Genomic DNA, 22,036 nt, shown 5'->3' with positions numbered 1-22,036 from the left:
TCCACCGACCCTTCTGGACCGGTACTTACAGGGGAGCCGAGACGGGGCGAGCCGACCGACTGGCCCGGGCTGGTCCTCACAGAGGAAGACGAGACGGCCGGGCCCACCGACCGGCCCTCACACAGTGAATCCGGACCGGGCGTACCCGCCGACCGGCGCCACGACGAACGACCGCAACGCCCCACGCCGCCTACGACAGCCACCCGACGCCCACCCCCGCCACAGCCCCTCCGCGACGAGTCGGCCACACTCCTGCCCGCCCCACCCCGCCGGGCACCCCGACTGACGCTCACCCGGTCTTCTCGCGAGCCGGAGCCGGAGCCGGGGGAAGCGCTCGGAGACATGCGCGGTGTCTCCCACATCGTGTCCCACGCCTCCGAACTCCAGAGCGACCCACACGCGACCGCACGTGTACACAAGGCGAAGACACCGCCAGCTGTTTACAGTCGCCCCGGTTCGCGCTACCTTCCGCAACACGTGGGGTGGGAGCGCTCCCATTCGGACGGACCGGAACCCGCCCGCCGGTCGCCCCCATCCCACGGCAGTCACAGGCAACCCCACACCCCACACGGCCCGTACCCCAAGGAACGGACTGGACTGTCATGATCCTGACAAAGTTATCGAGGGTGACACGCCCCAGAGCCCTCTTCCTGGTCCTCGTCTCCCTGCTCGCCACCATCCCCGCCCTCGGCCTCGTCCTCACGGCCGGCGGCAAGGCCGAGGCCCACGGCACCCCGATGAAGCCCGCCAGCCGCACCTTCCTGTGCTGGCAGGACGCGCTGACCGACACCGGTGAGATCAAGCCGGTCAACCCGGCCTGCCGGAACGCTCAGGCGGTCAGCGGCACCACACCGTTCTACAACTGGTTCTCCGTGCTCCGCTCGGACGGCGCCGGCCGCACCCGCGGCTTCGTGCCCGACGGCCAGCTGTGCAGCGGTGGCAACACCAACTTCACCGGTTTCAACGCCGCCCGCGACGACTGGCCGCTCACCCATCTCACCGCGGGCAAGACGGTCGACTTCTCCTACAACGCCTGGGCGGCGCACCCGGGTTGGTTCTACGTCTACGTCACCAAGGACGGCTTCGACCCCAAGAAGACCCTCACCTGGGACGACATGGAGGCCCAGCCGTTCCTCAGTGTCGACCATCCGCCGCTCAACGGCAGCCCGGGCACGGTCGAGGCCAACTACTCCTGGACGGGGCAGCTTCCGGCGAACAAGTCCGGCCGCCACATCATCTACATGGTCTGGCAGCGCTCGGACAGCGCGGAGACCTTCTACTCCTGCTCCGACGTCGTCTTCGACGGCGGCAACGGCGAGGTCACCGGCATCCACGAGCCCGGCAACCCGTCCGAGCCGGTGCCCGGTACCTGCACCGCCACCCGTAAGACCACGGGCAGTTGGAACGGCGGCTACCAGTCCGAGGTGACCGTCACGAACTCCGGCGACGTGCCGATGCTGGGCTGGATGGTCGACTGGACCCTGCCGGCCGGACAGAAGGTCGACAGTCTCTGGAACGGCAACGCCACCTACACCGGCCAGGACGTGATGGTGCACAACGCCAACTGGAACGGCTCGCTCAGTCCGGGACAGAGTGCGACGTTCGGATACGTCGTCACCGGATCCGGAGGCGACACCGCCACGACACTTCCCTGCCGGGTCGGCTGAGCCGCCGTCAGACACGCTCGGACCTTCATGCTCAGGGCGGACCCGGTGGGGCTGTGCGCCACCGGGTCCGCGAGCCGTGTCGGCACAAGGGGGGTGATGGCCGACACGGATGGTGCATGGCTTGTGACGACGCGACGCGCGACAACGTTGTCGAGTGGTCTACACCTGACTCTACCGCGCCAACGGACAACGATGTCAAATGAGTTGGGGAAATGGCTGGCCCGGCCGACCGGGCGACACCCTCGCGCGTCCCTTCCGCCGTACGCACCCTTCCGTGATACGCGTGGCGCACGTTACTGTCCCTGCGGCTTGTGCGACCTGTGGTGCGCGACCCGTCCGAAGGAGGAGGGGCCGCGTCATGCGTTTCCGTCCTACGTCCCTGCTGCTGGCGGCCGTTCTCGCGGCCACCGGCGCCACCCCCGCCCTCGCGGTGTCATCCACCTCGCCCCCCGGTCTCGTCGGCGACCCGACCGCCTACGTGGACCCGCTCATCGGCACGAAGAACGGCGGCAACGTCTTCCCCGGCGCCGTCACCCCGTTCGGCATGTTCTCCTTCAGCCCGGAGAACACCCGCGGCGACGCCACCCGCACTGCGGCTCCCGGCGGTTACCAGTACGACGCCACCCGCATCCGCGGCTTCAGCCTCACCCACATGTCCGGCACGGGCTGCGCGGGCGGCAGCGGCGACATCCCGCTCCTCCCCTTCGCCGGTGAGGTCACCTCGTCACCGGCGAGCGACACCAAGGACGCGGTGTACGCGGCCGACTTCAGCCACGCCGACGAGACCGCCGAACCCGGCCACTACAAGGTGGGCCTGGCCTCCGGCGTCACCGCCGACCTCGCGGCCACCGCCCGCACCGGCTCGGCCCGCTTCACCTACCCGGCCGACAAGCCTGCCTCGCTGCTGTTCCGTACCGCCAACTCCGAGGTGGGCTCGACCGGTTCGACGATCGAGATCGACCCGGCGACCCGGACGGTCTCCGGCTCGGTCACCTCCGGCAACTTCTGCGGCTACCTCGATCCCGAGGGACAACGCGCCTACTACACCCTGCACTTCACGGCCCACTTCGACCGCCCCTTCGCGGTCACCGGCACCTGGCAGGACGACAGGCTCGCCCCCGGGTCCCTCAATGCCTCCGGCGGAACAGGTGGGTTCTCCCAGGGCGGCCGGCCCGTCGCGGGCAAGGGGGCGGGCGGATACGTCCAGTTCGCACCCGGCACCGAACAGGTCGGCGTCAAGATCGGGATCTCGTACGTCAGCCGGGCGGGCGCCGAGGCCAACCTGGCCGCGGAGAACCCACCCAGGCGCTCCTTCGACGCGGTGCGCGACGCGGCCGGCCGCGCCTGGCGTGACCGGCTGCGGGCGATCCGTGTCGGCGGCGGCACCGACGACGAACGCACCACCTTCTACACCGCGCTCTACCACGCCCTCCTCCACCCCAACGTCATCAGCGACGCGGACGGCCGGTACCGGGGCAGCGACGACAAGGTGCACACCGTGGCGCGCGGCCACCGGGCCCAGTACGGCACCTTCTCCGGCTGGGACGTCTACCGCGGCCAGGTGCAGCTGCTGACCCTCCTCGACGCGCGCACCGGCTCGGACGTGGCGCAGTCGCTGTACGAACTGGCCCGGCAGAACGGCGGTGTCTGGGACCGCTGGTTGCACGGCGCGAGCGGCACCCACGTCATGAACGGCGACCCCTCACCCATCGCCCTGGCGGGCATCCACGCCTTCGGCGGCACCGACTTCGACCTGCGCGGCGCCCTGGACTCCCTCGTGAAGGCGGCCACGGTCCCCACCGCACAGGACCTGTCGTCGGCGGGGAAGCCGGTGCTGTCCGTCGGCCAGCGCCCCTCCCTCGACAAGTACCTGAAGCTGCACTACATGCCGTCCGTGTCCAACGCCTGGGGCGGTGCGGCCGAGACCGTGGAGATGTCCGGCGCCGACTTCGCGCTCTCCCGACTGGCGCGCGCGGTAGGGGAGAAGGACACGGCTGCCGCCTTCGCCGACAGATCCCAGTGGTGGCAGAACACCTTCAACATCGCCGCCGACCCGAGCGGCGGTTACCTCGCCAACCGCAAGGCGGACGGCAGCTGGGTCACCGGCTTCACCCCGGCCACCGGCAACGGTTTCGTCGAGGGGACCGCGGCCCAGTACACCTGGATGGTCCAGCACGACCCGGCGGGCCTGTTCGCCGCGATGGGCGGCCGCGACAAGGCTCTCGCCCGCCTGGACACCTTCTTCCACGACGACAAGGGCGACTGGGCCTTCACCGGCAACGGCGGCGAGAAGTCCGAGCTGGACAACGAGCCGTCGATCAACGTCCCGTACCTGTACGCCTACGCGGGCGCCCCCTACAAGACACAGGAGACCGTCCGCGCCGCCATGCGGCAGCTCTGGTCGACCCGGCCGGGCGGCATCCCCGGCAACGACGACCTCGGCGCGATGTCCGCCTGGTACGTCTTCTCCGCCCTCGGCATGTACCCCCAGGTGCCGTCCCGCTCCGAACTGGTCCTCGCCTCACCCCTGTTCCCGCGCATCGAGATCGACCGCCCCTTCGGCAACGACATCTCCGTCCGCGCACAGGGAGCGTCCGCCGACGCACCGTACGTCCACGCCCTGAAGGTCAACGGCCGTACCAGCCAGGCACCTTGGCTGCCGGCCTCTTTCGTGCGCGACGGCGGCCGGCTGGACTACACCCTGTCCACCGAGCCCGCCCCGGCCTGGGGAGCGGACGCGGCCCCGCCGTCCTTCCGCGAGGGTGAGCAGCCGTACCAGATCGGCGTCGGCCCGACCACGGCCACGATCGCGCCGGGCGGCAGCACGAAGGTCGGTGTCCGCGCCCTGTCCCTGAGCGGCGACGGCACGGGACCCGAGGTCCGCTTCCGCGTCGAGACACCGCGAGGCATCACGGCAACCCCCGCCGAGGGCACGGTGGCCGACGGCTCCCAGGAGATCACCCTGAGCACCACCGAGGGCGCCGCACAGGGCTTCTACGACGTCACGATCGCCGTCACCTCGGACGGCACCGCATACGAACAGCCCGTGTCCCTCACGGTGGCCGCGCCCGGCACCCTCCTCGCCGCGTACGACAACACCGGGAGTTCGGACGACACGGGCGACCACGACGAGGCCGACTACGACGGCGGCGGCTGGAGCTACTCCCGCCAGGCGCTGGAGACGGCCGGACTCACCCCGGGCGAGCGGGGCACGATCAACGGCCTGACCTTCACCTGGCCGAACTCGCCGAGCGGCCGACCCGACAACGCGACCGCATCGGGTCAGACCATCCGACTGGGCGACGCAGCAAGCGAGTTGTCCTTCCTGGGCAGCGCGGTCAACGGCAACCAGGAGAGCCGGGCCACCGTCACCTACACCGACGGCAGCACCGGCACGGCCGAACTCGCCTTCACCGACTGGACCGTCGGGGGAGGCGGCGGCACCGTCCAGTACGGCAACGAGGTCGTCGCCCGCGCCGCGTATCGCAACGTGGCGGGCGCGGACCGGGACCCGGTGGCGACGTACGTCTTCGCCACGAAGCCGTTCACGGCACCGGAGGGCAAGAAGATCGCGAGCGTGACACTGCCGCAGAACACGGACCTGCACGTCTTCACCCTGGCTACCGACTGAACTCCAACACCTCTCGCAGCCAGTCGAGTTGGTGCCGCACCTGCACCGCCTCGCCCCCCTCGTGGCCGTTGTACGGGTAGGCGTGGATCTCCTTTCGGGGGTCCACGCCGGTCAGTTCGCCGTAGCGGTTGAAGGCCGCGTACGCCCCGCTCGGCGGGCACACCGTGTCGCGCAGGCCGGTTCCGAAGTGGGCCGGGGCGGCAGCGCGCCGCGCGAAGGAGACGCCCTCCACGTACGAGAGCGTGCGGTACGCGGCCTCCTCCACGCCCCGGTGCACCGAGAGGTACGCGCCGATCTCGCCGTACGGACTGGCGTCGGTGAGGTCCAGGGCACGCCGGATCCCGCACAGGAAAGGCGCGGTGACCAGGACCGCCGCCAGATCCGGCACCAGCCCCGCGACCGCCAGCGCCAGTCCGCCGCCCTGGCTGTTGCCGACGGCCGCGACGCGGGACGCGTCCGCACCCGGAAGTGCGCGCACAGCGGCCACCGCACGCACCGCGTCCGTGATCAGCCGCCGGTAATGGTAGGCGCGCGGATCGAGCAGCCCCCGCACCGCGGGACCCGGGCCGCCCGGTGCCGAGGCGTGCGGGTCGGGGGTCGCGCCGCCGTTGCCGTACTGGTCGCCCTGGCCGCGGTTGTCCATCAGGAGATGCGCGTACCCGGCGTTCACCCAGGTCAGCCGCTCGTGGGGGAGGCCGCGGCCACGCCCGTAGCCGGCGTACTCGACAACCGTGGGCAGTGGCTCGCGCACCCCGGTGGGTCTGCTGTACCAGGCGCGTACCGGATCGCCGGCGAAGCCGCGGAAGGTCACGTCCCAGGTCTGGGTCAGCCGCAGCCCGCTCTCCGCCGGGTGCACCGACACCAACACGTCCGGCTGCGCCGCCTTCTTCAGGGTGTCACGCCAGAACTCGTCGAAATCCGGAGGTTCCTGGACATCGGGACGGTAGTGCTCCAGCTCCCTGACGGGCAGGTCGAACGCAGGCACAGAGCACCTCGCATGAGTCGGTCCATGTAGTGAAACTTGCGGAGAGGGCCGGGATGTCGCCCTCCTGTCCTACCCCACTCCTGTCCCAGGTATCTCCTGCCCGCCCCATTGACAGCGCTTTCTCCGGCACTCTAAGTTGCCGCGAAGTTACCGGTAAGCGCTCGAAAGTTTCGGTTCCGAGCCTCCGTCTGAGAGGACCGAGCATGAGCACATCCGTCAAGTCGGCCTCTCCACCGTCCAGCGTCGAGGACCCACCCGTGGCCGCCGCCCGCCCCGCGCCGCGCAGGAGTTGGCGCCGGACCCTGCGCCGCGACTGGCAGCTCTACTCGCTGGCCGTCCTGCCGCTGCTGTTCTTCCTGGTCTTCCGCTATCTGCCGATGATCGGCAACGTGATCGCGTTCCGGCGCTTCGAGCCCGGTGGCTCGATGTTCGGCGAGGACTGGGTGGGTCTGCGCTATGTGCGCATGTTCCTCGGCGACCCGACCTTCTGGCAGGTGTTCCGCAACACCCTGTGGCTCGGCGGGCTCACACTCGTGTTCTGCTTCCCGATCCCGATCGTCCTCGCCCTTCTGCTCAACGAGGTGCGCCGGCGGTCCTTGAAGCGGTTCGTGCAGTCGGTGTCGTACCTCCCGCACTTCCTGTCGATCGTGATCGTCGCCGGCCTCACGATGCAGATGCTCGCCACCGACGGTCCGGTCAACCACGCCCTGGCCTGGTTCGGCCACGACGAGATCCGCTTCATCCAGGAACCCGACTGGTTCCGCACGATCTACGTCGGCTCGGAGGTCTGGCAGACCGCAGGCTGGGGCACGATCCTCTACCTCGCCGCGCTCACCACCATCGACGAGGACCTGTACGAGGCCGCGCGCATCGACGGCGCCAACCGCTGGAAGCAGATCTGGCACGTCACCCTGCCTGGCATCCGCCCCACCATGATCACGCTGCTGATCCTCAACATCGGCACGTTCATGGCGGTCGGCTTCGAGAAGGTCCTGCTGCTCTACAACCCGCTGACGTACCCGACCGCCGACGTGATCTCGACGTACGTCTACCGGGCGGGAGTCGAGTCCAACAGCTTCAGTTACGCCGCCGCCATCGGCCTGTTCGAGGCGGTCATCGGCCTGGTCCTGATCACGACCGCCAACACGCTCTCGCGCCGCGCAGTGGGGACCAGCCTGTGGTGAAGCCGAGCCGTTCCTACCGGGTCTTCCAGGGCGTCAACGGAGTGATCCTCACCCTCGTGGTGCTCGTCACCCTGTACCCCTTCGTCAACATCGTCGCGAGGTCCTTCAGCGGGGAACGGCAGATCCGGGCCGGTGAAGTGACGCTGTGGCCCAAGGGATTCAACCTCACCACGTACCGGATCGTCTTCCAGGACTCGATGTTCTGGCGGAACTACGGCAACACCGTGTTCTACACGCTCGTGTCCACCGCCGTCGCCATGGTCCTGACCACCTGTTACGCCTACGTCCTGTCGAAGAAGCACCTCAGGGGGCGCGGACTGCTCGTCGGTATCGCCGTGTTCACGATGTTCTTCACCGGCGGTCTGATCCCGAACTACCTCCTGGTCACCCACCTCGGGCTGAAGAACAGCGTCTGGGCCATCGCGCTGCCCAACGCGATCAGCGTCTTCAACCTGCTGGTGATGAAGGCCTTCTTCGAGAGCCTGCCGACCGATCTGGAGGAGGCCGCGCAGATCGACGGCCTGAGCACCTACGGCATCCTCCTCAGGATCGTGCTGCCGCTGTCCAAGGCGGTCGTCGCGACCATGGTGCTCTTCTACACGGTGTCCTTCTGGAACTCCTGGTTCAGCGCGTTCCTCTACATGGACCACTCCGACCTGATGCCGGTCACCGTCTATCTGCGCAACCTCGTCGCCGGTGCCACCGGGGGCGGCAACGCGGGCGCCGGCACGGCGGAGCTCAGCCAGGTCGGCGCCAGCATCCAGGCGGTCACGATCGTGCTCACCGCGCTGCCGATCATCTGCGTGTACCCGTTCGTCCAGCGTTTCTTCGTCTCGGGCGTGATGCTCGGCGCGGTCAAGGGCTGACAGCCCGTCATTTCACTTACGGAACAAGGGAGTATCCGTGGAGAACACCGGACAGATGTCACGGCGTCAGATTCTGGCCGCCGCGGGATTCATCGGCCTCGCCACCCTCACCGGCTGCGGCAGCGGCGACGACGGAGGCGACTCCAAGGACCTGTCCAAGAAGCAGAACGGCGCGATGAAGGAGTATCAGGCGGGCCAGCAGTTCAAGGCCACCAAGGCGCTGTCCTTCTCCCTGCTGCACAACGACAACCCGGTCTACCCCCTCAAGAACACCTGGCTGTTCTGGAAGGAGGTCACCCAGCGCACCGGCGTCACCATCAAGCCCCTCGACGTCCCCCTGGCCGACTACGAGAAGAAGCGCAGCGTCCTCATCGGCGCGGGCGACGCGCCCTTCCTGATCCCGAAGACGTATCACCCCTCCGAGGTGGCCTTCGTCTCGTCGGGCGCCATCCTCCCGGTCAGCGACTACACGTACCTGATGCCCAACTTCCGGGACAAGGTGAAGAAGTGGCACCTGGAGCCGGAACTCGACTCCATCCGCCAGTCCGACGGCAAGTACTACCTGCTGCCCGGGCTGCACGAGAGGCCCAAGGCCGGCTACTCGCTGTCCTTCCGCACGGACATCCTCGACCGGCACGGACTGTCCCTGCCCACGACGTGGGACGAGGTGTACGACGTCCTCAAGGCGCTCAAGACGGAGTACCCGGACACATACCCGTGGACGGACCGCTGGAGCACCAACACCCCCTTCCCCTGCGGCGCGCTGTTCGGCTATCTCGGCCAGGCGTACGGCGTCCGGGCGGGCTGGGCGTACGACAACATCAGCTTCGACGCCAAGAAGCAGCAGTTCGTCTTCACGGCGACCCAGGACGGCTATCGGCAGATGATCGAGTACCTGAGAAAGATCGTCGCCGAGAAGCTGCTGGACCCCGAGAGCTTCACCCAGCAGGACGACCAGGCCGTGCAGAAGCTGCTGGCCGAGAAGTCCTATGTGATCAGCGCCAACCCGCAGGAGCTGGTCCAGAACTACCGCTACAACCTGAACAAGCAGGTCAAGGGCTCGAAGATCGAGATGGTCCCGGTTCCGCTCGGTCCGGCAGGACCGGTCCTGCTCAGCGGCATCCGGCTGGAGAACGGCGTCATGATCTCCAGCAAGGCCCTCAAGAGCGCCGACTTCGTCGCGATGATGCAGTTCGTGGACTGGCTCTGGTACTCCGACGAGGGCCAGAAGTTCTGCAAGTGGGGAGTGAAGGGCGTCACTTACACCGAGTCCGGCGGCACGTACACGCTGAAGCCCGGCATCTCGCTGATGGGCTCCGCTCCCGACGCCCCGAAGGACCTCCAGAAGGACTACGGCTTCTTCAACGGCGTGTTCACCTACGGCGGCAGCTGGGAGCTGGTGTCCTCCAACTTCAGCCCGGACGAGAAGAAGTTCCAGGACGTCATGTCCCGGCGCAAGGAACTGCCCGTCGACCCGGCCCACCCCCTGCAGTCCTTCGAGCAGGAGCAGGCGACCCTCTGGGACACCCCGCTCAAGGACCACGCCATCCAGAACACCCTCCAGTTCGTGCTCGGCAAGCGCCCGCTGTCCGAATGGGACGCGTTCATCGCCGAGTTGAAGGCGAAGAACATGCAGCAACTCGTCGACCTGCACAACACGGCGTACGAGCGTTTCCAGAAGGAGAACGGGTGATCTTCCGCGTCCCCACCGAGCCGTCCGGACCCTTCTCCGACGCCTGGCGCCACTGCGTGGGCACCGGGCGGATCGAACTCGCCCTGCGCCGCGACTACCAGGACTCCCTGAAGCTGCTCCAGCGCGAGATCGGCTTCCGGTACATCCGGGGCCACGGGCTGCTGAGCGACGGCATGGGCGTGTACCGGCCGTACGAGTGGCCCGAGGGCGTCCGGCGCGTCCGGCACTCCTTCACGTACGTCGACCAGGTCGTCGACGCCTACCTGGAGCTCGGCATCCGGCCCTTCCTCGAACTCGGCTTCATGCCGGCGGAGTTGGCGTCGGGTGAGCAGACCGTCTTCTGGTGGCACGGGAACGTCACCCCGCCCCGGTCCGAGAAGGAGTGGGCCGACCTGGTCCGGGCGACGCTCAGGCATCTCATCGACCGCTACGGCCTCGCCGAGGTGCGCACCTGGCCCGTCGAGGTGTGGAACGAGCCCAACCTGCCCGACTTCTGGGAAGGCGCGGACGAGAAGGCGTACCACCGTCTGTACGAGGTGACGGCGGGCGCGGTGAAGGACGTGGACCCGGATCTCCAGGTCGGCGGCCCCGCGATCTCCCCGGCCGCGGACGAGTGGCTGGACCGCTTCGCCGAGTTCGCCGCACAGCGCGATGTCCCGGTGGACTTCGTGTCGAAGCACGCCTACACCTCGGGCCCCGCCCAGCACGTCCCCTTCGGCACCCACCAGACCCTGGCACCGGCCCAGGACCTCCTGGACCAGTTCGCCACGCCCCGCGAACGGCTGAAGGACACCCGGCTCGCTGGACGCCCGGTCCACATCACGGAATTCAACTCCTCCTACCGCCCCGACAACCCGGTCCACGACACCGCCTTCCACGCGGCGTACCTGGCCCCGGTCCTCGCGCGCGGCGGCGATCACGTCGACTCCTTCTCGTACTGGACCTTCAGCGACATGTTCGAGGAGAACGGCCCGCCGACCGCGCTCTTCCACGGCGGCTTCGGTCTGCTCACCCACCGACAGGTGAGGAAACCGACCTACCACCTCTACGCCTTCATGGCCCGCATGGGCCCCGACCTGCTCACCCGTGGCGTCGACCACCTGGTCACCCGGCACCTCGACGGCCGGGTGACCGTCCTCGCCTGGGCGCCGGTCGACGCGAGCGGTGAGACGCCGGGGCCGTCCCGGCACCGGCTGCGCCTGTCCGTGCCGGTGCCGGGTGCGCGGGAGGCGTTCGTACGGCGGTCGGTGGTCGACGAGGAGCACGGCAACGCCCGCACGGCCTGGCAGCGGATGGGCAGCCCGCGTTCGCCCCACCCGCACCAGCTCGACGTACTCCACGAGGCCGCCGAGCCCGGCCGGCAGCACCTGCGACTGCCGGTCGAGGACGACCGGACCGAACTGGACCTGACGCTGGCCCGCCACGAGATCACGCTCGTGGAGGTGAGCCCGGTCGTGGAGGAGGCACCGGAGTGGTGGGACGAACGCCGACTGCTGGGGACGGGGCCGCAGTGAGCCGGGTGAGCCGTGTACGGGCGGCAGCCGGTCGCACCCGGGCGAGGGCACACGCCACCCCGGCCTACGCCACCCCGCCCTGTGTCACCCCGCCATACGCCACCCCGGCCGCCGCCCGACCCGGCGTCCCACCCACGGTGCGCGACGATCTCCCCGGCACTGCCCCACGCCGGCCACCCGCCGGGCGACGACCGCCGGAGAACCACGAGCTCCCCGCCCCCCACCCCACCGCCGCCCCCGCCTTCGGCACCGGCTCCCTCTCCCGCGCCGCGGCCCTCATCCACACCCTCGTCACCGTCGAGGCCCTGCTGCTCGTCGCAGCTTCCCCGGGCCTGGCGGGTCTGCTCCTGCTGGGTCCCGCCCCCGCCAACCTCCCGCTCGCCGCCGTATGCCTGCTGCCCCTCGGCCCGGCCGCGGCCGCCGCCCTGTACGCCCTCCACCACCGCGACCGCGACCTCACCGACCTCCACCCGGCCCGGTCCTACTGGCGCGGCTGGCGGCTCAACGCCGTCCCCGCCCTGCAGCTGTGGACCCCTCTGCTGGCCTGGCTCACCGTCATCGCCTTCACACTCACCCACTTCACCGCCACCGGCCTGCCCGGCTGGTGGGCCGTACTGCTCGCGGCGATCGGCGTCGGTTCCCTTCTCTGGGGTGCGCACGCGCTCGTCCTCACCGCCCTGTTCGCCTTCCGGGCGAGGGACACCGCACGCCTCGCCGGTTACTTCCTTTTCCGGCACGGGCGCGCCACCCTCGGTGCCGCCTCGCTGCTCGTCCTGTCGGCCGCCGGGACCGCCGTACTGACCGAGGCACTGCCCGCCCTGCTGGCGGCCCCGCTGCTGCTGTCCCTGCTGCACAGCAGCCGACCGGTGATCGCCGAGACCCAGGAGGACTTCACCGCATGAGCCCGTCGAGCTCCAAGGTCCCCTACGGCGGTGACTACAACCCCGAGCAGTGGCCGCAGGATGTCTGGGACGCCGACCACCGTCTGTTCACCCGGGCGGGAATCGACACCCTCACCGTCGGCGTCTTCTCCTGGTCCCTCACCCAACCCGCCGAGGACACCTACGACTTCACCGTCCTCGACCGCATCCTGGACCGGGCGGCGGCCGAGGGCCGACAGGTCTGTCTGGCCACCGGCACGGCCGCCCTGCCGCCTTGGCTCGCGCACCGGTATCCCGAGGTCAACCGCACCGACTTCGAGGGCCGCCGGCACCGCTACGGCCAGCGCCACAACTTCTGCCCCAGCTCACCGGCGTACCGCCGACTCGCCACGGCCATGGCGGAACGACTCGCCGAACGGTACGCGGACCACGCGGCGTTGCTCGCCTGGCACATCAACAACGAGTACGGCGGCGTCTGTTACTGCGACCTGTGCGCCGACGCCTTCCGGGACTGGCTGCGGAACAGATACGTCACCCTCGACGCCCTCAACGACGCCTGGTGGACGACCTTCTGGTCGCACCGCTACACCTCCTTCGAGGAGATCGAACCGCCGAGCGCCCTCACCGAGCACTGGCGGGGCCCCGACCACACCGCCTTCCAGGGCATCACGCTCGACTACTTCCGCTTCACCACCGACGCGCTGCTCGGCTGTTTCCTCGCCGAGAAGGAGGTGATCCGCACCCATGATCCGGTCACCCCCGTCACGACCAACTTCATGGGCATGTTTCGCCCCCTCGACTACCACCGCTGGGCACCCCACCTCGACTTCGTGTCCTGGGACAGCTACCCGCCCCTGGACGCCCCGCCGACCTGGGCCGCCCTGGCCCACGACCTGATGCGCGGCCTCAAGGGCGGCGCTCCCTTCTGGCTGATGGAGCAGACCCCGTCCACCACCGCCTGCCGTGACGTCAACCCCCTGCGCAGGCCGGGGGAGTTGCGCCTGGCCACCTACCAGGCGATCGCCCACGGCGCCGACGCGGCCCTCTACTTCCAGCTGCGCGCCTCCCGGGGAGCCTGCGAGAAGTACCACGGAGCGGTCATCGGCCACGCGGGCCGCGACGACACCCGGGTCTTCCGGGAAGTGGCCGCACTGGGCGAGGAGTTGGAGCTGCTCGGCAACGCGTCCCTCGGAGCCCGCACTCCCGCCCGCACCGCCCTGCTCTTCGACTGGGACAGCTGGTGGGCCCTGGAGATCTCCGACGGCCCCTCGCGCCTGGTCCGGTACCAGGAGGTGGTGCACGCCTACTACCGGGCCGCCCGCGAGGCGGGCGCGGACGTGGACGTCGTCCCGCACACCACCGACCTCACCCCGTACGACGTGGTCCTCGCCCCCGCCCTGCACATGGTCAAGGGCGACCTCGCCGCCCGCCTCGAAGCGGTGGCGGAACGCGGCGGCACGGTCCTCGCCACTTTCCTCTCCGGCCGGGTCGACGACCACGACCGCGCCTTCCTCACCGATGTGCCCGGTCCCCTCGCACCCCTGATGGGCATCCGGATCGACGAGTGGGACTCCCGTCCGCCGGAGTTCGTCCAGCCCGTCCCCGAACTGGGCTCGGAGGGACGGCTCGTCTTCGAGATCGTGCGGCCGCGGGGCGCCGAGACGGTCGCCACGTACGGCGCGGACTTCTATGCCGGCACCCCCGCGGTGACCCGCAACCACTACGGCCAGGGCGAGGGCTGGTACGTCGCCACCGCCCTCGATCAGCCGGGTGTGAACCAGGTGGTCCGCCGTGTCCTGGCCCGCCACGACCTGATCGGCCCCTACGCCAGTCACGAGGGACTGGAGGTTGCGGCCAGGACGGCCCCTGACGGAAGCCGCCTGCTGTTCCTTCTCAACCACGCTGAGGAGCCAGTCGAGTTGACGGCCCACGCCACCGCGACCGACCTGCTCACGGGAAAGCGGACGGAGGCGGGCGCCCCGCTCACTCTCGACCCGCGGGGCGTCGCCGTCCTGCGTCTTCAGTAGATGCGCCGCCCCTGCTCGTCCGGCACCCCCGACTTCCGGAAGAAGTAACTGTTGACCTGATCGCGCCATTCGCGGGCACTGCGGAGCTGTTCCTCGAACCGCTCCGTCACCCGCGCGTGGCGCGCCGGGTCCACGAGACCCGCCAGCGAGGCCCACACCTCCCGGGCCGCCTCCACCTCCGCCACGCCCTCGAAATGCGTGTCATAGATGTGCTGGATCACCGTATTGCCGCTGTGCAGCATGTGGTCGTACGACACGTGGTGGAAGAACAGCAACAGCTCGTCCGGGCAGGTCTCCGCGGACTCGTACACCTCGGCCCAGGGCTTCGCGTACTGCCCCGCGTACCCGGTCCCGCTCGCCACGCTCCGGTCGACACCGAGGCCGTCGCGGTCGGCGAAGTGGTAGGTGCCCCACGGGCTGTACTCGTACCCGTCGACGCTCGGCCCGTAGTGGTGCCCCGGCTGGACCATGAAGCCGACTCCGAGGGGCGCGGTGTACTTCTCGTACGTCCGCCATGATCCGGTCAATACTACGCGCACCCCCGCCGCCGGCCCGGCTCCGAAGGTGAGCCCGATCCATTCGTCGAGGACGCGATGCGGATCGGCTCCCGGCTCCCAGGCCAGCCGCCCGAACGTGTACAGGTTCGCCTGGGCCAGCGGATGCCCGGTCCAGAACGGGTCGTCCCCGACGTTGGACACGGCGACGAGTCCACCGCGCGCCAGCTCACCGACCGTGGAATCCCCGTTGATCCCGAAGCGCAGTACCTCGCTCCACATCGGCCCCAGCCAGCACGCGTGCCGCTGCTGCCCGGTGTACTCCTGCGTCGCCTGGAGCTCCACCGCGAGCCGCGTGCCGGGCATCGCCCCGATCAGGGGTGAGACCGGCTCCCGGACCTGGAAGTCCACCGGCCCGTGCTTGACCTGGAGGACGGCGTTGTCGGCGAACTCCCCGTCCAGCGGCACGAAATGGTCGTACGCGGCCCGCGCCCGGTCGGTCGAGCGGTCCCGCCAGTCCTGGCGGTGGTCGTAGACGAAGGCCCGCCAGTGGACCGTGCCGCCGTGCGGTTCCAGAGCGGCGGCCAGCATGTTGGCGCCGTCGGCGTGGGTGCGCCCGTACGCGAACGGGCCCGGCTGTCCCTCGGAGTCGGCCTTGACCACGAACCCGCCGAAGTCGGGGACCGCCGCGTACACCCGCGCGGCCGCCTCGGCCCACCACGCCGACACGTCCGGGTCGAGCGGATCGGCCGTCGGCAAACCGCCCAGCACCATCGGCGCGGCAAAGGTCACCGAGAGGTGGACGCCTATCCCGTACGGCCGCAACGCGTCCGCGATGTCGGCCACTTCACCGATCCGGTCGGTCAGCAGCCGTGCCTCGGTCGCGTGCACGTTGACGTTGTTGACGGCCAGGGCGTTGATCCCGCAGGACGCGAGCAGCCTTCCGTACCGCCGTACCCGCTCCCACTGCCCGCGCGCCCGCCCGTTCTCCCAGAACAGCGACCCGCCCGCGTATCCGCGCTCCACCTGGCCCATGACCGGGTGCACGGCCACGTTGTCCCAGTGGTCGAGCATCCGCAGCGCCAACTGCGGCCGGTGCTCCTCATGGTGGAGCTGCCCCTGGAACGCCGCCTCTCCGAGCCGCACGACGTGGAAGAACCCGTACAGCAACCCGCGCGCGCCGGACGCCGTGACGGTCGTACAGCCGTCACGGCGTCCGTACCCGAACCCCTCGGAGCCGTCGTCACCGTCCAGCTCCAACACCAGGTCGCCGGAACCGGGTGCACGCGAGACACTCCCGCCGAACCGCTCGCAGGCCGCAGTCACCTCCCCATGGACCGTGTCCACCAGCGGACCCGAACCACGGACCAGGGTCCGCCGGGTGCCGATCGGCCGGAACGCCCCGTCCGGCAGCCAGGCCGGATCGACACCCTGCATGAGACCCCCAACGCTCTTGCTCAGGCAAGCAGTTCGACTTCCGAGACCACCGCCTCGCCGTCGAGCACGAGACGGTACTTCCCGTACGTACCCGCGGACCTCACGGAGAACGCCCGTGTCTGCCGGTCCCATGTGAAGGCCTCACCGGAGCGCCGGTCGAGGGTCTTCCACGTGGTCCCGTCGTCCGAGCCCTGGAGCGTCCAGCCGCCCGGCGCCTTCGCATGGTCCCGGGACGATGTCACCGTGTACTGCCGGGCCTTGACCGATCCGGACACCGGCAGATCCACCGAGGTCACGGTCGCGTCCGTCGCGGAGGTGTTGTCGAACAGCGCCCCGTCACCGGCGAGCACGTCCGCACGCGGCGTCGGCACCTCGTCGTCGTGGGTGATGGACACCGGGGCCGCGTTCTTGCCCGTGCCCCACTTGGACGGCCGTGGACCCATGTCGAAGTCCAGGACGGCCCCCTTGGACAGGAGCGAGTGGGGGAGCGAAGTCGACGTCCAGGACTTCCCGTTGACCTTCAGGCCCTGCACGTACACGTTCCGCGCACTGTTCTTCGGCGCCCTGACCACCAGGTCCCGGCCGTTGTCCAGATGGACCGTGGCCTTGGTGAACAGCGGTGAGCCGACGGCGTATTCGCCGCTGCCCATCACCAGCGGGTAGAAGCCCAGCGCCGAGAAGAGGAACCAGGCCGACTGCTCGCCGTTGTCCTCGTCGCCGTGGTAGCCCTGCCCGATCTCGCTGCCGACGTACAGCCGCGACAGCACCTCACGGACGTTCCTCTGTGTCTTCCACGGCTGACCGGCCGCGTCGTACATGTAGGTGACGTGGTGGGCGACCTGGTTGGAGTGGCCGTACATGCCCATCCGGACGTCCCGCGCCTCCGTCATCTCGTGGATGACCCCGCCGTAGGAGCCGACGAACTCCGGCGAGGCCGTCTCGGGCGTCGCGAAGTACTCGTCCAGCTTCTCGGCGAGCCCGGAGCGGCCGCCGTACAGATTGGCGAGGCCCCGGCTGTCCTGCGGGGCGGTGAAGGCGTAACCCCAGCCATTGGTCTCGGTGTAGTCGTAGCCCCACACGTGCGGGTCGTAACTGGACGACGGAACACGCCAGTTACCGTCGACGTCCCGGCCCTGGAAGAACCCCGCCTTGGAGTCGAAGAGGTTCACATAGTCCCGGGCCCGGTTGAGGAAGTACTCCGACTCCTCCTTGTAGCGCTTCTCGCCGGTCTTCGCGAACAGCGCCTGTCCCATCCGCGCGATGCCGTAGTCGTTGAGGTAGCCCTCCAGCGCCCAGGACAGGCCCTCGTGGGTGTCGGTGCTGGTGTAGCCGAGGAAGGGCGAGGTCTCCATGCCCTTGCGGCCCACACCGGAGGACGGGGGCGCGACCGTGGCGTTCTTCAGGGCCGCGTCGTACGCCGACTTGGCGTCGAAGTCGACACCCTTGACGTACGCGTCCGCGAAGGCGACGTCCGAGGAGGTACCGGTCATCAGGTCCGCGTAACCGGGCGAGGACCAGCGCGAGGTCCACCCGCCGTCCTTGTACTGCTGGACGAACCCGTCGACCATCTCGCCCGCCTGAGAGGGCGTCAGCAGCGAGTACGCCGGCCAGGTGGTCCGATAGGTGTCCCAGAAGCCGTTGTTGACGTACACCTTGCCGTCGACGATCTTCGCTCCGGTGTGCGTCGGGGTGTCGGGGGAGGGCATCGGGGAGAACGGCGAGGCGTACTGGTACGTCGAACCGACCTTCTCGAAGCCGGAGTTGGGGTACAGGTACAGCCGGTACAGGCTGGAGTACAGCGTGGTGAGCTGGTCCTGTGTGGCGCCCTCCACCTCGACCTTGCCGAGCAGCCGGTCCCAGGCCCGCCGGGCACTTCCCTTCACGTCGTCGAAGGACGTGCCGTCCGGGATCTCCTGCCGCAGGTTGTCCCTGGCCTGGTCGAGGCTGATGAGGGAGGTGGCGACGCGCAGGGTGACGGTCCGGTCGGCGCCGGCGTCGAACCGCAGATAGCCCTTGACCCCGCTCGACGAGCCCTCCTGCACCGCCCGGTCGAACTCGCCGTACACGAACAGCCGGGTCGCTCCCGTCGACAGCCCGGACTTCACGTCCGAGTAGCCCGTGAAGGTCCCGCGCGCCTTGTCGAGCGTCAGCCCCGCCTGGTCCGTCACATTGTCGAAGAGCACGCTCGCGTCGTCGCCCGGGTAGCTGAAGCGCAGGACCGCCGCGTGGTCGGTGGGCGTCATCTCCGCCTTCAGCCCGTTCTCGAACCGCACGCCGTAGTAGTACGGCCGCGCTGTCTCGTTCTCGTGCCGGAAGGCCAGCTCCCGCGCCTCCCTGCCGGTGTCCGGGGTCCCGGCGGCGGCCGACGGCATCACCTGGAAGGTCTGCCGGTCGCCCATCCACGGGCTCGGCTCGTGGCTCGCGCTGAACGCCTGGATCGTCGGCAGGTTGTCGGCGTTGTTGGCGCGCGCGTAGTCGTACAGCCAGCTCAGCGAGGACGCGTTGGTCACCGGCGTCCAGAAGTTGAAGCCGTGCGGCACGGCCGTCGCCGGGAAGTCGTTGCCGCGCGAGAAGCCACCGCTGGAGTGGGTGCCGCGGGTGGTGAGCGCGTAGTCGGACGGATGCGCCTTGGGCTGCTCGGGCGCGGCCCGCTCCAGCGTCACGTCGTCCAGCCAGCCCCGGAACTTCGCCGGCCCGCTCGGGGAGTCGTACGCGACGAGGATCCGGTCGACGGTCTTCCCGGCCGCGACCGACCCGATCCGCGCGCCCACGTGGTTCCACTGGTTGACGTAGAGCGCCTTCGAGGCGCCCTGTCCCTGCGGCGACAGCGTGAATCCGTGCTGGTCACGCGCCCCGAGGTCGCTCAGGAAGGTGCCGTCGGTGAAGGCCAGGTCCAGGGAGACGTTCGTCGCGTCGTAGTCCCGGTCGCCGTCCGCCATCGCCGGGAAGATCCGGTAGGACAGCCGGGTGAGCGCGTCGACCTTCACGTCCACGTCGAAGACCTTGTTGTACGAGTACGCCCGCCCGTCCGCGGTGTGCCGTCCGGCGTAGCGCAGGGCTCTCTTTCCGGTGAATCCGGCGCCCGCCTTCGCGGTGGGCGATCCGCTCGGACCGCGGTCGACCAGCGACAGCATGTCCGGCGGCACCGGCCCCTCGCCGCCGCCCGTGGACAACTGCACATCGGCCAGCTGAAGGATGCCGGAGGCGCCGTTGTTCTTCGTGATCTCGAGCCGGAAGTGCTGGTATTCGGCCGCATCCGCGATGGCGTACGACTTTGTCCGGAACCGTTCGTCGAACGATTCGCCGGAGCGGGTGTCGAGGGTCTTCCAGTCCTTGCCGTCCGTCGAGCCCTTCAGCGTCCAGTCGCTGGGATCGCGCTCGGCGGCGTCATTGGCCGAGGTCAGCGCATAGGTGACCACCTTGAGCGGCTTGGCCAGGTCGAACTCGGCCCAGCCGGTGGACTCGAAGGCCAGCCACTTGGTGCCGGGCTCGCCGTCGACGAGGTTCTCCTTCACCTCGCCGCCGCCGGTGTTCTCGGCACTCGCCCGGACGTCCGTGACCTGGTCGGTGACATTGCCGGGGATGCCGGTGCGGTAGCCGCCGTCGACGCCGGAAGCCCGGCCGCCGTCGACGCTGCTGGTCCAGTCCGGTGCCGGTTCGCCGGCCTCGAAGGAGGAGGCGAACCCCCGGTCCGCCGGGGCCGGGGCCTCGGGCAGGGCGACCGCGGCGCCCTGCGAGCCCACCGTCACGCAAAAGGCGGCCGTGATCACGACCGCCGTACTCCGTCTGAGCCGAGTTCTGTGCCGATCCATCGGCGAGTACCCTCCCTGCACAAGGACGGACAACGTTGTCACACAATCCGTGCAAGGATCAGTAGTGGCCCAAGTGGTCAGTGATGTCAAGAGTGTTGGCTGTGGCATTCGGGGCTTATGTCGAGGATTTTTCCGGCAAGCTTCGCAGAGGGCGCCCATATTTCCGCGAGGTCTCAACTCGAAAACACCCATGGCCAACATTGCATTCGATCTTGCTACGTCGACCGGAAGTGGACTATACCTGTCGGCGATTCACCCCTTCTGAACGAACCTCTTGCACGAACCTGCTTGACCTGACCGCGGTGCCGGGGAGGATCCGGTTCACCGCCTGAGTCCTGGAGAAGGCGAGGACTTGAGCATGGGATCCACTTCCGCAGACAGCCACGGTGATGAAGGTGTCGGCCGCCGCGATCTGATCAAGCGGTCCGCCGCGCTCGGACTGGCCGCCGTTCCCGCGACCGGGTTTCTGTCCGCCTGCGCCAGCGGCGGCGGTGGCGATTCGAGTGACAACAGCACCAAGGGCACCGCCTCGAAGGACAACCCCTTCGGCGCGGCGAAGGGCAGCAAGCTCGACGTCGTGATCTTCAAGGGCGGCTACGGCGACGACTACGCCAAGGCGTGGGAAGCCGACTTCCAGAAGAAGCTCGGGATCACCTCCACCCACACCGGCACCCAGGAGATCACCGGAAAGCTCCAGCCGCGCTTCAACGCGGGCAACCCGCCGGACATCGTCGACGACTCCGGCGCCCAGCAGATCAAGCCCGACGTCCTCTACAAGAACGGTCAGCTGCTCGATCTCGCCGAGGTTCTGGACGCGCCCGCGATCGACGACCCGAGCAAGAAGGTCCGCGACCTCATCATCCCGGGGACGCTCGACGCGGGTCTTCAAGAGGGCAAGATCGTCGCCCTCAACTACATCTACACCGTCTGGGGCCTGTGGTACTCGGGCAAGCTCTTCAAGGAGAAGGGCTGGGAGGAGCCCAAGACCTGGGACGACTTCCTCGCCGTCTGTCAGGACGCCAAGAAGCAGGGCATCGGCGGCCTCGCCCACCAGGGCAAGTACCCGTACTACATCAACGTCGCCATCATGGACCTGATCGCCAAGAAGGGCGGTCTGGACGCCATGAAGGCGATCGACAACCTCGACCCGAAGGCCTTCGTCGGCTCGGACGCGGCCCAGGCCGGCGTCGAGGCGATCTACGAGGTGGTGGAGAAGGGTCTGTTGATGCCGGGCACCAACGGCCTCACCCACACCGAGTCCCAGACCCGCTGGAACCAGTACAAGGCCGCCTTCATCACCTGCGGTTCCTGGCTGGAGAACGAGCAGCTCAAGCAGACGCCGGCGGACTTCGACATGAAGTTCATGCCGATGCCGCTGCTGCCCGGCAGCGCGCTGCCCTTCGAGGCGATCCGGGCCGGCTCCGGCGAGCCCTTCATCATCCCGGCCAAGGCCAAGAACCTGGCGGGCGCGAAGGAGTTCATGCGGCACATGCTCTCCAAGGAGTGGTCGACGCTCTTCGCCAAGGAGGCCAACTCCCTCACCATCCTCAAGGACGGCGTGGACCCGAGCGTGAAGCTGCGCCCCGGCACCCAGTCCACCGTCGAGGCCTCGAAGGCGGCCGGTGACCACACCTTCCGTTACCTGTACACCGAGTGGTACAGCGAGATGGGAGCGGCGATCGAGGCCGCGTCCAACGAGCTGATGGCCAAGCGCATCCAGCCGAAGGAGTGGCTGAAGCGGGCCCAGGCCGCGGTCGACAAGCAGGCCAAGGACCCGGCCTCCAAGAAGAACCACCGGGACTGACCGCAACGCCGTTTCCCGGGCCGGAGTGCTCCGGCCCGGGA

The 22,036-nt window shown here is 69.1% G+C and carries 12 protein-coding genes; 9 read left to right on the top strand and 3 right to left on the bottom strand.

Going from position 1 to position 22,036, the window contains the following annotated elements:
- Positions 1-602 precede the first annotated feature (602 nt).
- Positions 603-1,667: a lytic polysaccharide monooxygenase gene (locus tag ACIRP7_RS26900; RefSeq protein ID WP_403664463.1), complete on the top strand. Its 1,065-nt coding sequence runs from the start codon at positions 603-605 to the stop codon at positions 1,665-1,667.
- A 358-nt stretch (positions 1,668-2,025) separates the two neighbouring features.
- The gene (locus tag ACIRP7_RS26895; protein WP_403664461.1) at positions 2,026-5,298 is read left to right on the top strand and encodes a GH92 family glycosyl hydrolase; all 3,273 of its coding nucleotides are present in this window, start codon (positions 2,026-2,028) and stop codon (positions 5,296-5,298) included.
- Here ACIRP7_RS26895 and ACIRP7_RS26890 read toward each other — a convergent pair.
- Positions 5,288-6,283: an acetylxylan esterase gene (locus ACIRP7_RS26890; RefSeq protein ID WP_403664459.1), complete on the bottom strand. Its 996-nt coding sequence runs from the start codon at positions 6,281-6,283 to the stop codon at positions 5,288-5,290. The genes ACIRP7_RS26895 and ACIRP7_RS26890 overlap by 11 nt on opposite strands.
- Positions 6,284-6,486: 203 nt before the next feature.
- Here ACIRP7_RS26890 and ACIRP7_RS26885 point away from each other — a divergent pair, with 203 nt between their 5' ends.
- The 6 genes from ACIRP7_RS26885 (at position 6,487) to ACIRP7_RS26860 (ending at position 14,448) form a co-directional block, all read left to right on the top strand.
- On the top strand, positions 6,487-7,467 hold the full coding sequence (locus ACIRP7_RS26885) for an ABC transporter permease (RefSeq protein ID WP_403664457.1): 981 nt from the start codon (positions 6,487-6,489) through the stop codon (positions 7,465-7,467).
- Positions 7,461-8,333, top strand: a complete 873-nt coding sequence (locus ACIRP7_RS26880; protein WP_403664455.1) for a carbohydrate ABC transporter permease — start codon at positions 7,461-7,463, stop codon at positions 8,331-8,333. The genes ACIRP7_RS26885 and ACIRP7_RS26880 overlap by 7 nt, the downstream gene beginning before the upstream one ends.
- A gap of 55 nt (positions 8,334-8,388) precedes the next feature.
- A complete protein-coding gene (locus tag ACIRP7_RS26875; RefSeq protein ID WP_403664964.1) occupies positions 8,389-10,026 on the top strand; it encodes an extracellular solute-binding protein in 1,638 nt (545 codons plus the stop codon).
- Positions 10,026-11,540: a xylan 1,4-beta-xylosidase gene (locus ACIRP7_RS26870; protein WP_403664962.1), complete on the top strand. Its 1,515-nt coding sequence runs from the start codon at positions 10,026-10,028 to the stop codon at positions 11,538-11,540. Before ACIRP7_RS26875 ends, ACIRP7_RS26870 begins: the two co-directional genes overlap by 1 nt.
- A 278-nt stretch (positions 11,541-11,818) precedes the next feature.
- A complete protein-coding gene (locus tag ACIRP7_RS26865; protein WP_403664960.1) occupies positions 11,819-12,442 on the top strand; it encodes a hypothetical protein in 624 nt (207 codons plus the stop codon).
- Positions 12,439-14,448, top strand: coding sequence for a beta-galactosidase (locus ACIRP7_RS26860; protein ID WP_403664453.1), 2,010 nt, complete (start codon positions 12,439-12,441; stop codon positions 14,446-14,448). Before ACIRP7_RS26865 ends, ACIRP7_RS26860 begins: the two co-directional genes overlap by 4 nt.
- Here ACIRP7_RS26860 and ACIRP7_RS26855 read toward each other — a convergent pair.
- Both ACIRP7_RS26855 and ACIRP7_RS26850 read right to left on the bottom strand, forming a co-directional pair.
- Positions 14,442-16,379, bottom strand: coding sequence for an alpha-glucuronidase (locus tag ACIRP7_RS26855; protein ID WP_403664451.1), 1,938 nt, complete (start codon positions 16,377-16,379; stop codon positions 14,442-14,444). The genes ACIRP7_RS26860 and ACIRP7_RS26855 overlap by 7 nt on opposite strands.
- A 20-nt stretch (positions 16,380-16,399) precedes the next feature.
- Entirely contained in the window at positions 16,400-20,191 is a 3,792-nt protein-coding gene (locus tag ACIRP7_RS26850; RefSeq protein WP_403664449.1) for a GH92 family glycosyl hydrolase, read from the bottom strand.
- Positions 20,192-20,549: 358 nt separating this feature from the next.
- Between ACIRP7_RS26850 and ngcE the strand changes: the two genes are divergently transcribed.
- Positions 20,550-21,995, top strand: a complete 1,446-nt coding sequence (gene ngcE / locus ACIRP7_RS26845; protein ID WP_403664447.1) for an N-acetylglucosamine/diacetylchitobiose ABC transporter substrate-binding protein — start codon at positions 20,550-20,552, stop codon at positions 21,993-21,995.
- Positions 21,996-22,036 lie beyond the last annotated feature (41 nt).

The organism is Streptomyces sp. NPDC102270 (genome assembly GCF_044766405.1).
In the GTDB taxonomy this organism is placed as follows: domain Bacteria; phylum Actinomycetota; class Actinomycetes; order Streptomycetales; family Streptomycetaceae; genus Streptomyces.
This window is presented reverse-complemented; position numbering and strand designations above follow the sequence as displayed.

Bases quoted from the DNA above. Each gene is read 5' to 3' on its own strand.
- ACIRP7_RS26900 (WP_403664463.1), top strand. From the start codon at position 603: ATGATCCTGACAAAGTTATCGAGGGTGACACGCCCCAGAGCCCTCTTC.
- ACIRP7_RS26895 (WP_403664461.1), top strand. From the start codon at position 2,026: ATGCGTTTCCGTCCTACGTCCCTGCTGCTGGCGGCCGTTCTCGCGGCC.
- ACIRP7_RS26885 (WP_403664457.1), top strand. From the start codon at position 6,487: ATGAGCACATCCGTCAAGTCGGCCTCTCCACCGTCCAGCGTCGAGGAC.
- ACIRP7_RS26875 (WP_403664964.1), top strand. From the start codon at position 8,389: ATGTCACGGCGTCAGATTCTGGCCGCCGCGGGATTCATCGGCCTCGCC.
- ACIRP7_RS26860 (WP_403664453.1), top strand. From the start codon at position 12,439: ATGAGCCCGTCGAGCTCCAAGGTCCCCTACGGCGGTGACTACAACCCC.
- ACIRP7_RS26855 (WP_403664451.1), bottom strand. From the start codon at position 16,379: ATGCAGGGTGTCGATCCGGCCTGGCTGCCGGACGGGGCGTTCCGGCCG.
- ACIRP7_RS26850 (WP_403664449.1), bottom strand. From the start codon at position 20,191: ATGGATCGGCACAGAACTCGGCTCAGACGGAGTACGGCGGTCGTGATC.
- ngcE (WP_403664447.1), top strand. From the start codon at position 20,550: ATGGGATCCACTTCCGCAGACAGCCACGGTGATGAAGGTGTCGGCCGC.